This is a genomic window from Stenotrophomonas sp. As-7 (genome assembly GCF_030291015.1).
GTDB lineage: Bacteria > Pseudomonadota > Gammaproteobacteria > Xanthomonadales > Xanthomonadaceae > Stenotrophomonas > Stenotrophomonas lactitubi.
The window spans coordinates 4,403,006-4,417,240 of sequence record NZ_CP127405.1; the positions used below are offsets into that span (position 1 = coordinate 4,403,006).

The following is a 14,235-nucleotide window of genomic DNA, read 5'->3' on the forward strand; positions in this document are numbered from 1 at the left end:
GCTTAGAGACGGGGCGAGACACGTTAGGCCGCCTAAGCCTGATTCCAGCCAGAAGCGCGCATCGTGCCGATCCGCTGGCGCAGCAATTTTCAGCATCTTCCAGTCCCATCGCATGGACGTCCCAGCAGTATCGCTAGACAAGCATGTCGCAATTGCCATGTCGCAAATCCTCCTTCGGAGGAACTGGTCAACAAAGCCCGATGACCACTGAATCCGTTGTCCCCCAAAGGCTCTTGCAGCACGTCCACCCATGCGACAATGCCAAAAACGTCTTGGGTTTTGGCGGCATTGCCCCCACCCCCTTGGCAATCCGCACAACAGCAGGTAATCGTTACAGCGCCACCGTGCATCGGTGGTCGGGCCTCGAAAACCCGCTGTTGTGATGATGTTTACGCTTGCCAGCCGGCACTGCTCTGCGTGGTGCCGGCTGGCAATCCGTCTGCCGGCTATGGCGGGCGGTGCGTGGGGGCCTTGCGCCCGCCGGGGATCATCACACGCCGGTTTTCGAGCCACGCATCGTCCGCCACCTTTATCGGTGGCGGCTTCTGCCTGCTTGCACGGAGCCTGCCATGACCACACCGCACTCCCCTCCCCCGCGCCCCATCCAGGAGGCGCCCTCGCCTGCACCTGCTCTGGACCCCAACAGCCTCATCGCCATCCTGCGCAGCATCGGCGCCGGCGCTGCAGCCGATGGTCAGCCGTGGCCGGAGCGCCATCACCTGCGCAGCCGGCAGATGCAGTTGTGCGACGCCGACTGCGCGCTGACGGGCCAGCGCATCGTGCAGGAACTCCTGCTGGCAGCGGAGCGCACGCGTCAGAACGGTGAGCCCGACCAGTACGTGGGCGACCGGGTGATGGAAGGGCTGGTGATGGCCGATATCGCACTTACCGCCTTCATCCACGAACGGGTACGGCCAAGGGAGTGACAGCGCGCTTGTGAGCATGTCCTTCTTCCTGTGTGGGGTGATGAATGAAGAAGCTCGGGCTTGCAGTTGTGGCACTGTGCGGCGTCTTGGCCGTTGCGGTGTGGATGCACTGGCCCGAACCTGCAGGCGAGCAGGTGTGGGCCTACCAGACGCTGCACGAGGTCGATTACCGGTTGCTGCGCGGCGATGCGCTCGGCTTCGTGACCGCGAAGACCCAGGAGGGCTTTGAACTGCACACGCGCTATTCCGAAGCGACGTACTTCGAGATCCGGTGCAAGGGCGTTCGGGTGATGGTGGTGGAGAATGCATCCTCGCGTGTATTGATCCGAATCCCTACGGATGCACTAAGGCGCGCGCCCGATATCGCGCGCCTGCACGCCAATGTTCCGCGTTGGCTGGATCACGACCAGAGCCATGATCTGTTGCTGGTGAGCCCTGACGAGCCATCTTGGTTCCTGACGGTACTGCGTCGCCTTTTCGAGCGAGTGCCCCGTAAGGATCGATGTGTACTGGGTGGTGACAGAGGCGGAGACCGTTGGCCGAGCAAGCTAGACACTACGGTTTTCCAGCGCGGCACCAAGGACTACCTAGACTCGCCCAATGCCACGGTCTGAGCATTGGCGGATGAAGAAGACTGCTCGTGACTCATCATTTAGCGTCGTGATCGATTGATCAGCTCACTATTGGGAGTTCTCATACAGCTGCGCTGGCGAGTCAGGGGAGATATTGGCACTCGATAGCGAAGCGTGTTCCCAGGAAGTAACTTAGGAAACATATTTCTAGAGACTAGCGGGAGGGTGCGGGAGGATCGCCAATGTACCCGCCGCTCATCAAATAGCTCACCAGACTGTGGTTGACAACCAAGAACTTTGCGTTCGGAGGAACCTCTCCTCGCTGAAGACTGGGCAAAGGGGCGCTCTTTCCCTCTGGCCAACGGGCAAACCTATGAACAACCACTGCAGACATCGGCTCAATTGTCTTGGCGCCCTCATCAGCACTGACCACTCCGTGTCTACCGTAGAAGCCAGGCCCGCCCGAAACAGCGAGTCGCGCCAAGATCGTGTAGAAGCGTAGGCGCCAGTGGTCCTCATGCTCCTCCAAGATCACCTTATGGACATCCAGGATCACGTGACCCTTGATCGTCTCGTACCTCGCGAGCAAGCGTGCGGCTGTGAGCCAAGCAACTCGATCACGTATAGGCAATCCACCGGGGTCATCTTTGTCTTCAAGTGCAGCATATGCCCTCTCCAAAGAGAGTAAAGCCTGATCGAGCATATGCTTTCTGCTCTGGCTAGCTTTTGAGTCCTGCAACGTCCGCGCGGATATCAATGCAGAAACCGCGGCAAAAGCCGCAGACAACCCAGCGGCTATCGTCGCAGTCAGCGAAATCGCATCAATCACACCTCCCGTCAGCTAATCCATTACTGTGCGAGATCCAAGCTGCTCGAAGACCAAGTTGCTTACGCTCATGGGCGTGAATTCCCATACGTGATATTCACCTCAGGAGTCAGAACGCTTGCGTAACCAAGACTACCGGCCATGGATCTTCGTCGCAAACAGATCCAAACCGTTCAAGCATCGCTTCACACGCTCATCGCACTCGGGCTCGGCAAGGTCCGTCGTGATGCTGAGCACGCCATCGTCGTCCCGCTCAATCATGCACTGCCCGCCCTCGAAGTAGTATCCGATCTCATCGAAGAACAGCCGAAGGTTTCGCTCCACCTCCTCCTTTTCCAAGTGGTCACGAAACGGATCAGCCCGGCTAGCACCGTTAAAGGCGTAGTAGGGCTTGTACTTGAATTCAGCCACGTATTCCTCCTCTGCCAGGCAGCACTTAGCTTCAAAGCAGTTTGAAAACCCGATAAGCAGCGGAGACCGTAGTTAAATTTGACAACGTGTGCAGCGTCTTGCCTTGGAGCCTTCCCTCATCCGCCTCAATCGCTGAGCCGGCATAGTGTAGAAGGATACGAAACGCTCCGCCCCATGTACGCCCACAGCGCGTCCTTCGCCTCTAATCTGTGGAGCATCACCTTTCATCGTTGCGCCGCAGGATGGGGCCAACCAGCGCCATCGCGATATCGCGAACAGCCCGATCGTGGCGCTCCGCACGATCCATCACACCATACAGATAGGATCCGAGCATCTCAACATCTGCGAATGTAAGCACCACACTTTTCATACTAAACCTAGTGGCTCCTGCGGCCACAGGAGTCGCGCACACTGGAAGTTGCCAGCGGGAGCACCAAGTCACAATTCGAACATTGGTGCCTAGAGCGGACTGGGCTTGATCAGCTAGAACTTGCATAGTTCAAAGAAAATAGGTTAAACCTGCAAATGACACAGAGCCTCTCTAACGTTTGCACCAATCAGCCAGAGGCAGCTTGCGCCATAATCTTGACGCAACGTAAGAACGTCGAGCGGGGATACAGGGATCATCAACCAATATGGAGAGAGAAGCATGACACCACAAGATCTAGTGAACCGCGCGAAGACAGATGCATTGAACGGCTTCTCACATGCGATCTTTCCAATCTATCTATTCCAAGAGGGAGAGAATCCTGAACATGTTGGCACCTGTTTCGCAATTGAGTATTCTTCCAAGTATTTTTTGATCACTGCAGCGCATGTTATCGACCATCAGAAAGCAGGCCAGCTTGTCGTGGGGAGCACATCGCAGAAGCTGGTGACTGTGCAGGGGGCGTGGCACGTGTCCGACGCGGGGGAATCAGGGCGCAACGACGACCCTATTGATCTCGCTTGGCATGAACTAAATGATGAAGAAAGGTCCATTTTGCAGGTTGTTCAATCAAGCCAGATCGAGCGAGAGCCCCCCACTAGCCAAGAGTCCCGGGTTCTTACAATGATTGGATTCCCACGATCCAAGAACAAGAAGATTTCCGCAAAAAATACCAGAGCAAAGAATCTTAGCCCTGTCAGAGCTCAGTACGCCGACTTGGAGACGATTCCCCATGAACATTTCAAGAGCAGGGGAATGTCCAGCGATACCCACATCGCAATGCGGAGGGGAAATCAATCAATGGGCGAGAATGGCGATGTCCAGAACACCATTGGTCATATTGGCTTCAGCGGCGGCCCAATGATATTTGCTGGCCTAGTTGATGCAGACCCTCCCATCAGACCGCAGACGATTGTCGGCATGGTAATCGAAAGTGGCGATAGCAATGACTGCGTGGTCGCGCTTCGCATGTCTGAAATAATTTCGCGCATCGACCGCAACATGGGGCAAACGCCCACAACACCGAACTAAGAGTTCTTCAAAAGCTGGAAAGTAGTGGCGCCTGGCCTTGTTGCCAAGCCAGGCGTCTATTCGCACCACTCTGTGTTTCGGGAATACAGAAATCTCCGCCCCTAGTCAGCACGATGCTTGCAAATTGCATCGATGTAGACGCTCTATATTGAAAGAAGACTGCTCGGCGAAGGCAATCAGGAGTCGCTGGCACATGCCGTTGAAGTTCTGCAGCTGTCGGAGCTTGCGATGCGCCCAGGTCCGGGCGCGGCACGGACCATGGCCTTCCTGGACGGATGTGAAGCTACCCAGATCACGCATCTAGCCAAGACTATCGGTTATCCGCAACCTTCCGGAATTCCCCGAGTCGTCTTAGCAGCAATTCCCGATGGAAACCCGCAGATCGCCGCCGCACCATCAAGCGCCCTCCGCAGGAAACCACACATGAGCCTGGCGCTGGTCCACAGCCGTGCCCGCGCCGGGGTTGATGCCCCGCTGGTGCGGATCGAGGTGCATCTCTCCGGTGGCCTGCCGGTCACCCAGATTGTCGGCCTGGCCGAGACCAGCGTGCGTGAGTCGCGCGAGCGCGTGCGTGCCGCCATGCTCTGCGCGCGCTTCGACTTCCCGCAGCGGCGCATCACCTTGAACCTCGCGCCCGCCGACCTGCCCAAGGAAGGCGGTCGCTATGACCTGGCGATTGCCTTGGGTATCCTCGCCGCCAGTGGCCAAGTCGATCCGCAGTCGCTGCTGCAATACGAGTTCCTCGGCGAGCTGGGCCTGACCGGCGAGCTGCGCCCGGTATCCGGCGCGCTGCCCGCCGCCATCGCCGCCGCCGAAGCCGGGCGCATCCTGATCGTGCCGCCGGGTAACGCTGCCGAAGCCGCCCTCGCCCAGCACGCCGATGTGCGGGTGGCGCGCACCCTGCTGGAATGCTGTGCGGGGCTGGGCAACCCGCGCCTGCTGCCACAGGTGGAACGCGTGGACACCACACCTTTGCCGCTGCCCGATCTGGCAGACGTGCGCGGGCAGGCGCTCGCACGCCGGGCACTGGAAGTGGCGGCGGCCGGTGGTCACCATCTGTTGCTGATCGGCAGCCCCGGCTGCGGCAAGACCCTGCTGGCCTCGCGCCTGCCCAGCCTGCTGCCGGATAGCGAGGAGATCGATGCCCTGCAGTTGGCGGCAATCACCTCGGTCAGCGGCGAAGGACTGGACCCGAAGCGCTGGCGACAGCGGCCGTTCCGCGCCCCGCACACCACAGCGCGAGTGCAGCGGCGCTGGTGGGTGGCGGTAATCCGCCCTGCCCTGGCGAAATCTCGCTGGCGCACCATGGCGTGTTGTTCCTGGATGAACTGCCGGAGTGGAACCGCAGCGCGCTGGAAACTCTGCGCGAGCCGCTGGAATCGGGCCATATCCGCATCTCCCGCGCGGCGCGAAGCGTTGTCTATCCCGCGCGCTTCCAACTGGTGGCGGCGATGAACCCGTGCCCCTGCGGCTGGGCGGGCGATCGCAGCAACCGCTGCCTGTGCAGTGACGAGCGAATCACCCGCTACCGCGCGCGGGTATCGGGCCCGTTGCTGGACCGCATCGACCTGCACATCAACGTGAGTCGCCTGGATGCGGTGGAGCTGCGCGAGAGCACACCGCTGGGCGAGCCCAGCGCCAGCGTACGTTCGAGGGTGGAAGCGGCGCACGCGCGGCAACAGGCGCGTGGTGGCCTCAACGCGCACCTGCCGCCTGCCGCCCTGCGTGCGTGCACGCGCTTGAGCGAAGCCGATCAGGACCTGCTGGAGCAGGCGATCGAGCGACTGCAGCTGTCGGCGCGGGCCATGCATCGCATCCTGCGCGTGGCACGCACGATCGCTGACCTGGCCGAAAGTGGAACCATCCAGACCGCGCACCTGGCCGAGGCCATTGGCTACCGGCAGCTGGATCGGGGCAAGCCAGGTACCTAGCACGCTGCTGCATGCACGAAGGAATCAGATTCATCTGATATCTGCCATGCCACCTGCGCCCTGACCATTTCCGCGAGCCCATACACAAGGAGACGCGGTTTGCTCAGGATGCTCATCATGGGCGGGCAGGAGGCCGCCCGTCAGCGGATATCACGGACGATAGGACGGCGCGGCCTCATCCGCATGGAATCGATCTACAGCGTGGACAGCGGCCTGTCGGTGCTGGAGTGGCGCAACTACGACCTGGTGGGAACGTTCCTGGCGGCTGGCCTCGGCACGCGCCTGCAGGAGTCGTTCGTGCTGCGCGATGCGAAGGTACAGCTGGTGCTGTTCGGTATGGGGCTGAGCGAAGAAGTGGCCAGCATCCGCCTGCGCCTGCGCGCGCAGGGCCTGCCGTCGCCAATTCTGGTCCGGACGGACTTTGACAGCTACGACGAGTCGCTGTTCTGGCGATCGCTGACGGCGCACATGATCCTGCCGTCGGTGCAGGAGGGCGCTGTCCCCCTCCCCGCCACGGGCGACGCGTGCGACCATGCAGGGCCCAGTCCCTAGCGGTGCCTGCCTCGCCAGGTGCCCGCCCAGTCATTCATGAGCACTCCCCAGCCGCCGCACCTGCCGACCTCCGATGCATCCACCCCGCTGACACCTGCGGCAACCGGCGGCGGGCCACTGGGTGAAACGAAGATGCGCGAAATCGCGGTGCGGATCTCGCAGTACTTCCGCGATTTCCTCGAGTCCGATTTCAAGCGCGCGCAGGCCCCGCGGCGCCGCATCGTGCTCACCAGCGATTCCGGCTTCCGCGCGGGCATGCGCACCGCGCCCTACCCGGCGTTGGACAAGGAGCTGTGGAAGCTGCTCAGCCGGCCCTCCGGCGAGGAGCTGTCGTTCACCATCGGCCCGCGCAGCTATACCCGGCCCATCAGCGCGACGCTGCGCCGGATTGTCGAAGAGCAGGTCAACGCCATCAGCGAGACCGCCATCGCCACGGTGCGCGTGGCCGTGCTCGACAAGGCGCGCGCCAGCATGGCCGGTGCACTGGAAGACCCGGAAGCCTGGGTGGAATCGGTGCAGGGCAGCCTGGTGGATGCGATGTGCGTTCAGGTCGTGCGGCCGCTGATCGCGCATCTGGCCGGCCCGCTGCAGGGCCAGGCGTACTGGGTGATGGATTCGCTGCACGCGGCGGAATCGGACCTGGTCACCCGTTCCGTTGTCGATCTGTACCAGACGCTGCCGGAAGTGCTGGCACGCCAGCTGGCCACCGGTGATGAGCTGCCGCTGCAGCAGGCCTGCGAGCACCAGTTGACCCGCGACGGCACGATCAGCGCGCTGATGGCCTTCTTCGAGAACTTCGTGGCGGCGGACGCCTTTCATGAGTTCCGCGACCTGGAAACCTATGTCGCCACCGGTGATGGCCTGCAGCTGTATCTCTACGTGGGCACGCTCAAGTACGCGGGCGTGCAGTACCCGGTGTTCTACCTGCCGCTGGACGTGGTGCGGGCCAAGGATGGGTCCGGTTACACCCTGACGCTCAGCAACCGTCTGTTCGCCAACCGCCGTGCGATCGACTTCGTGCTGCAGGAGCTGGCGGTGGGCATGGCGCGCGAGTGGGTATCGCCGATCCAGGAGCGCATCCAGTACCTCGACCCGGCACAAAGCCTGTTTGAAGTGGCGGCATCTCTGTTCCGCCAGGTGGCCAATGCGGTGGATCTGGGCGGTGAAGTCTCGCTGTCCTCGTCCGCCAGCGAGGCGTCCACCGCCACCGTGGCGCTGTCGCCTGCGCTGCACCTGGCTGCGTTCGAGCGCGCCGACGAGGCGCTGCTGAACGATTTCGAAGAGATCATCGACCAGGCCCGCAATGGCGGGTCGAAGCTGGTGGATCTGTTCCACGGCATGGTGGAAGGCGTGCTGATGCGCAACCCCGAGCCCATCGGGGAGCGGGTGGAATCGGCCTGGAATGCGCTGCCGCTGGTGGAGCGCATGGTGTTCGATTCGCCCATCCCGTTGAATGAAGAGCAGCGCAAGATCCTGCTGGCCGTGCGCGAGCCGCAGGGGCGGATCGTGGTGGTCGAAGGCCCACCCGGCACCGGCAAGTCGCACACCATTACCGCCATTGCCGCCGACTGTGCGTTCAACAAGAAGAGCTGCCTGGTGCTGTCGGACAAGACAGAAGCGCTGGACGTGGTGTACGACAAGCTGTCCGATGCGATGAGCCGGGTCCGCCATGATCGCGATTTCCCCAACCCCATCCTGCGGCTGGGCCAGCAGGCAGCGAACTTCAAGCGCCTGACCTCCACCGGCACCATCAGCCAGATTTCGGCCTTCGCCAAGGCCATGAAGGCCAACCAGCCCGCTCTTGAGAGCGAGCGCCAGGACACCGCACAGACCCTGCGGCAGGCCATCTCCAGCACCGTGCAGACGCTGGGGCGCGTCTCGCTTGCCGCCGTGAAGACCATGCACGAGCAGGAAGCGGAGCTGGGCGAACGCGCGCCTGCGGTGCTACAGCAGGTGCACGCGGTGATGGATGCCAACGTGCTGACCGAGCTGGAAGCGGTGACCGCACAGGCGGACGTGCTTGAGGCCTATCTTGCCGATCTGTTCGGCAGTACCGATTACACCCCGGCGTCGCTGGACGAGCGCATCCGTCGCGATGCGGTGACAACGGCCTTCCTTGCCGACCGACCGGTCGACGGCTGGGACCTGTTCGAGTCGTTGGATGCCGAGCAGGTGCGGCTGCTGGGCACGCTGCTGCTGCAATACCAGCAGCTGAAAATGCCGGTGCTGGGCTATCTGCTGCGCGGCAATGCGGTACGCGGGCTGGAACTGCAGCTCAACCAGCTGGGCACCACACGGCCGCTGCTGCTCAAGCACGATGCAGCCGCCCTGCAGGCCACCGTGCAGGGCGCAAACGCACTGCGCATGAAACTGGAGGCCGAAGACCTGGGCGCACAGCTGCCGGCCAGCTACCGGCAGATCGCCCACGGCGCCGCGCCGGGACCGGGTGCGGCGGTTGCACGGCAGGCAATGACCCTGCTGGCGCGGCTCAATCCGGCCATCGTCGAGACCCTGCTGGCCGAGCCGAAGGACGACCCTGCGCTGTGGGCGCTGACCCTGCGCTTCCTGCAGGGCTGGATGGCCACGCGCAAGGCCTTCGTCGATGCACCGCAGTACGACTATGTCGGCACCAAGACCAAGCTGGAACGCCTGAACACCTCGGTGATGAATGCCCACGTGGATGGGCGCCTGATCAGCTTCATGGATCATCACCGTGCCGACGCGCGGGCATTGGCGGGCGTGATCGCCAACCGGCAGAAATTCCCGGTGGACAAGTTCGAGAGCGTGCGCGAGTCGTTCCCGGTGATGATCGCCAGCATCCGCGAGTTCGGCGAGTACATGCCGCTGGCACCGGACCTGTTCGACGTGCTGGTGATCGATGAAGGCTCGCAGGTCTCGGTGGCGCAGGCACTGCCGGCGCTGCTGCGCGCGCGCAAGGTGGTGGTGCTGGGTGACTCCAAGCAGTTCTCCAACGTCAAGGCCGCCAACGCCAGCATCGCGCTGAACGACAAGTACCGCTCGGATCTGGTCAACTACTTCCGCGCCAACGTCAGCCAGCAGGCCGACGTGCTGGAACGGTTGGCCATGTTCGATGTGAAGCGCTCGGTGCTGGAGTTCTGCTCGCTCTCGGCCTCGTACTCGGTGATGCTGCGCAAGCACTTCCGCAGCTATGCGGAACTGATTGGTTTCTCGTCCTCCACCTTCTACAACCACCAGCTGCAGGCACTGAAGATCCGCAGCCGGCCGCTGCAGGAGGTGATCCGCTTCAGCCAGGTCGATGCCAGCGGGCACCGTACCAGCCGCAGCACCAACGACGCCGAAGCGGCGTTCATTGCCGAGCGCCTGGCCGAACTGCTGGATACGGAGGCGCCGCCCACGGTGGGCATCATCACGCCTTTCCGCGAGCAGCAGACGTTGTTGTCCAAGGCATTGTTCAACCATCCGCGCGGCCGCGAGTTCGAAGAGCGGCTTCGCCTGAAGGTGATGACGGTCGACTCCTGCCAGGGTGAGGAGCGCGGGCTGATCTTCTATTCGATGGTGGCGACCGCCGGCCAGGATGCGCTGAACTACATCTTCCCGGTCAGCCTGACTGGCGCGGTGGATGCGGTAGAGGACAAGCTGAAAGTGCAGCGCCTGAATGTCGGCTTCTCCCGTGCGCAGGAGGCGATCTGGTTCGTCCATTCGATGCCGGTCGATGCGTTCCGCGGTGCGATCGGCAATGCGCTGCGTTACTACGCCAGCCAGTTGGATCGCCCCGCGCCCGACGCCGCGCAGACCGACGCGCGCAGCCCGATGGAATCGAAGGTGCTGCAGTGGCTGCAGCAGACGCCCTTCGTGCTTGCACATGGCGACGCGGTGGAAATCATTCCGCAGTTCCCGGTGGGCGACTACCTGCGCCAGCTCGACCCGACCTACCAGCACCCGGCGTGGCGCGTGGACTTCCTGGTGACCGTGCAGACCGTGCGCGGCGCGCTGCAGATCGTGATCGAGTACGACGGCTTCGAGTTCCATTTCCGCCGCGACAAGCCGGTGCATGTGGGCAACCACGAGCGCTATCTGGTGGAGGCCGATGTCGAGCGCCAGCTCACGCTGGAGAGCTACGGCTATCGCTTCCTGCGCATCAACCGCTTCAATCTCGGCAGCGACCCGGTGCAGACCCTGTCCGACCGGCTCTATCGCCTGATTGAAGTGGCCGGCACCGAGATTCGCTCGGCAGCGGTCGATCAGGTGATCGAGCAGGTGCAGGGGCTGGAATCGAAGGAGAAGAAGGTCTGTAGCCGCTGCGGGCAGATCCGCAGCCAGGAGGAATTCTTTGACCCTGACCTGCGCGCAGGTGCTGGCGGCGTGGGACGGATCTGCATGCCCTGCAAGGTCAGCTGACGGAGACGATGTCGCGCGTGGTGGGTGATGCGGGACGGATCAGGGCGCCGTCCTGCGGAAAGAATCCTGGCCGCGTACCGCCACCGCCGCCAGCCTGCGGCTGGCCAGCGCGTAGAGTTCTTCCAGTTCGGCCGCCCGCGCGTCGGTGATGTTGGTACCGAACAGCACGCGTGACAGCGCGAGCTTGTGGGTGTCGGCGGGATAGCGCGCCCGCGCCCGGTACACGGACTGCAGCACCAGCCAGGCCAGGCGGAACCCGCCCCCGGGCAAGGGGCGGACCACGCGGTCATAGACCTGCCAGAACTGGTACTCGGCCTCCAGATCGACCGTCGGTGCGGCGAACGGCACCGGACGCGGACGTCCATGGGCGCGCCTGCGGACTGGAGGAAAACGGGGGTTCTGCTGTGCCATGCGTACAGGATGACCCAGCAACATTGTGGGAACCTTGCGCTGGTGCCACGAAATCAGTGCAGATCGTGCAAACAGCGGGTGGGGTCGGAACCCTTTGCGTGGCAGAGGGATCCGACCCCGGTCCGCAGTTCAGAACGACATCGAGGTGCTGAACATCACCTGCCGTGGTGCGCTGCGCTGCAGGGTCTGGTAATCCCCCGAGAACGACGAACCGGCGATGGTGGCGGTGCCGATGTTGTTGCGGTTGAACAGGTTGCTCACGTCCAGCCGCAGCTCCAGCCCCGGCACCAGGCTGTCCGGCCCCAGCTTGTAGGCCGTGTATGCGTTGACCTGCCAGAACGTCGGCACGCGGATGTCGTTTTCATAGGTGAAGGGCTGGCGCAGGTACGAGGTGCTGGTGGCACCGAAACGCCAACCGCCGAAGTGCGCGGACAGGTCGCTGACCAGCGACAGCTGCGGATAGCCCGGCTGTGCGTTGCCCTTGATCGGGTACACGGTATCACCCACCACGAAATCGCTGTCGTAGTACGAGCGCGCAAGCGCGATGCCCTGGTAGAACTGCAGGTGATCGGTGAGGTCGGCGGTGATGCCGAGGTCGGCGCCGATCACGTGCATCTTCGGCATCAACCGCACCGTGTTGATCTGTGCGAACTGGGTGCCGATCGCCGCCGACAGCAGCCGGTTGCGGATGTCGTTGTAGAACACGTCCGCCGTCACCGTCAGCCGGTCGAAGCGATGGCTGGCACCGACGGTCAGGTTCCAGTTCTTCTCCGGCCGCAGGGTGCCGGCCACGCGGTCGAACTCTTCCTGGTCGGTGATGGTCCAGGCCGAGGCGGTGTAGCCGATGTTGCCGCGCTGGGCCACGCGATAGCCGTTCATGGTGTTGGCCAGGTCGATGAAGGCATCGGTCTTTTCTGTCGGGCTCCAGTACAGCGATACATGCGGCAGGAAGTTGCTCTTGGCACGCAGCGCGCCGTTCACCGGCCGCTCCGGCGCATCGCCGATGCCACCCCCGGTGGTACTGAAGTCCACCGCCTTGAAGCCCAGCCCCAGCACCAGCGTGTCGGTGACAGCGTAGTTGTCATGCAGGTAGAACTGCCGTGAACGGGTCACCCAGCTTGATGCATTGTCGGTCTGGAACGCCGGCCCATACACATCGAACGGCCCGGTGGCCTTCAGTGGTTTGCCCTCCCCCAGCAGCGGCTGCTGGTACCACTCGGTCTTCGCCGCCGCCTTGCTCTTTTCCTGCCAGAAACCGGTGGTGATGGTGTGCGCACCGGCCTCGAACTGCAGGTTGAACATGCCGCCCAAGCGGTTGAGGTGCGGCGTCTGCACCTGTTCGGAGAAGGGCGCACCGTTGGGTGACGGCACGGTCGGGTCGGTCAAGGTGGCCTGGGTGTGGCTGTTGGCGTTGTACAGCTGCACGTTGCCACTGAGCGCGGGCGTGATCTGGAAACGGTGGTTGATCGAGGCGACGCGGTCGCGGGTTACCTGGCCGGTGTCGTACGGAATCAGTTCGGACAGCTCACCGCAGGTGTAGGCGCCGCAGGATTTGTCAGCGTTCTCCGGCGAGGCCACGTAGTACGCCCACGCATAGTCCGGATAGAAGCTGTCGGCCTTCCAGCCCAGCTTGCGGATCATGTCGAAGGAGATGTTGTTGTAGCCCCACACCGCGGCCTTGCTGTCGGACAGGAACACGGTGAAGTCACCCCACGCCACATCCTGCTGCGCCTTGAGGTCGCCGCGCAGGAACTTCTGCGTGCCCGCGCCCTGGTACTTGTCGGCCGACACGCGCTGCAGGTCGACCAGCAGCTTCGGGCCGTGCTCGCCCAACTGGCCGCTCTGGCCCGAGACCGTGGTGACCAGCGTGTTGTTGCTGCCCACGCCCTGCTTGATGCGCAGGCTGGGCGTGTCCTGCAGCTCTGCCAGACGGTACTCGAGGCTGCCGCCATTGACGCTGCTGGAGAACACGCTGACTGGCGCACCGCCCGGGCTGACCGTGATCGAGCCGATGCCATCGGGCACGCCGACATTGACCACGCTGGTGCCGGTAAGCGAGAGGAAGCCGTTGTCGTTCAGCGGCACGCCTTCGAAGGTGATGCCCATTTCATTCATGCGGAAACCGCGTACGAACAGGCTGGTGGCGGAGATGTCCAGACCGAGACCGTCGGTGGCGGTGTAGCTGGCGCCCGGCACATTCTTCAGCATCGACAGGCCGTTGTTGCCGGACACCATGGCGTCCAGGTCGGTGGCGTTGATGACGTAGCGGTTGGGGCCGACCACCTGGGTGGGGGCGACAGCAGCACCGCGCGGCGTGGCGATGACCTGCAGCGCGTTCAGGGTGGTGGGGGTCTCATGGGCGGCGTCGGTCGATTCGGCAGCGTGCAGTGGTGCAACGAGAGCGGTGCCGATCGCCAGGGCAAGAAGCGTAGGTGGAGTGTTCATGGCCAGATCCAGGGTGCAGGGGAAAAGTGGCGCAGGCGCACGCCCAGCGCGATGCAGCGCCGGTGTACGGCGCGCTGGCTGGCGGCGATTGCGATGAAGGAATGACGGCGCGGTGCGCGCCGGTCAGAGGCGGATGGAAGCGGTGGTCTTCCGGGTGATGCGGCGGGGTGATTTCGACGTGCGGAATTCTTGCATCGCACTGCTGCATACGCCATTGCACCGTGGTACAGCGCCAATGGCGATAGGGATGGCCGGGCTATACGTGGGTATAGCCCTGGCGTGGTAGAGGCCGACCTTGGTCGGCGCTTGCCGTCTGCGTGTG

At 63.1% G+C, this 14,235-nt stretch carries 8 protein-coding genes and 1 pseudogene; 6 read left to right on the forward strand and 3 right to left on the reverse strand.

The annotated features are described in order from the left end of the window. Positions 1-569: 569 nt before the first annotated feature. Together QP457_RS20120 and QP457_RS20125 are read left to right on the forward strand one after the other, a co-directional pair. On the forward strand, positions 570-926 hold the full coding sequence (locus QP457_RS20120; protein ID WP_205405243.1) for a hypothetical protein: 357 nt from the start codon (positions 570-572) through the stop codon (positions 924-926). 44 nt (positions 927-970) lie between these two features. Then, a complete protein-coding gene (locus QP457_RS20125; RefSeq protein WP_205405244.1) occupies positions 971-1,540 on the forward strand; it encodes a cold-shock protein in 570 nt (189 codons plus the stop codon). A 916-nt stretch (positions 1,541-2,456) separates the two neighbouring features. Here the strand turns inward: QP457_RS20125 and QP457_RS20130 are convergent. Further along, complete coding sequence (locus tag QP457_RS20130) at positions 2,457-2,735, reverse strand: hypothetical protein (protein WP_205405245.1); 279 nt, start codon at positions 2,733-2,735, stop codon at positions 2,457-2,459. Between the two features lie 649 nt (positions 2,736-3,384). On the opposite strand from QP457_RS20130, the gene QP457_RS20135 reads away from it, so the two are divergent. From QP457_RS20135 to QP457_RS20150, 4 genes and pseudogenes are all read left to right on the forward strand, one after another. Continuing rightward, entirely contained in the window at positions 3,385-4,194 is an 810-nt protein-coding gene (locus tag QP457_RS20135) for a trypsin-like serine protease (protein ID WP_205405246.1), read from the forward strand. 423 nt (positions 4,195-4,617) lie between these two features. Then, a pseudogene (locus QP457_RS20140) lies at positions 4,618-6,125 on the forward strand (YifB family Mg chelatase-like AAA ATPase). A gap of 99 nt (positions 6,126-6,224) precedes the next feature. After that, positions 6,225-6,677, forward strand: coding sequence for a hypothetical protein (locus QP457_RS20145; RefSeq protein ID WP_205405247.1), 453 nt, complete (start codon positions 6,225-6,227; stop codon positions 6,675-6,677). A gap of 36 nt (positions 6,678-6,713) precedes the next feature. Then, complete coding sequence (locus tag QP457_RS20150) at positions 6,714-11,057, forward strand: AAA domain-containing protein (protein ID WP_205405248.1); 4,344 nt, start codon at positions 6,714-6,716, stop codon at positions 11,055-11,057. A gap of 39 nt (positions 11,058-11,096) precedes the next feature. Here the strand turns inward: QP457_RS20150 and QP457_RS20155 are convergent, their stop codons facing one another. After that, on the reverse strand, positions 11,097-11,405 hold the full coding sequence (locus QP457_RS20155) for a hypothetical protein (RefSeq protein WP_286040901.1): 309 nt from the start codon (positions 11,403-11,405) through the stop codon (positions 11,097-11,099). Positions 11,406-11,597: 192 nt separating this feature from the next. Beyond that, complete coding sequence (locus tag QP457_RS20160) at positions 11,598-13,913, reverse strand: TonB-dependent receptor (protein WP_205405250.1); 2,316 nt, start codon at positions 13,911-13,913, stop codon at positions 11,598-11,600. Positions 13,914-14,235 lie beyond the last annotated feature (322 nt).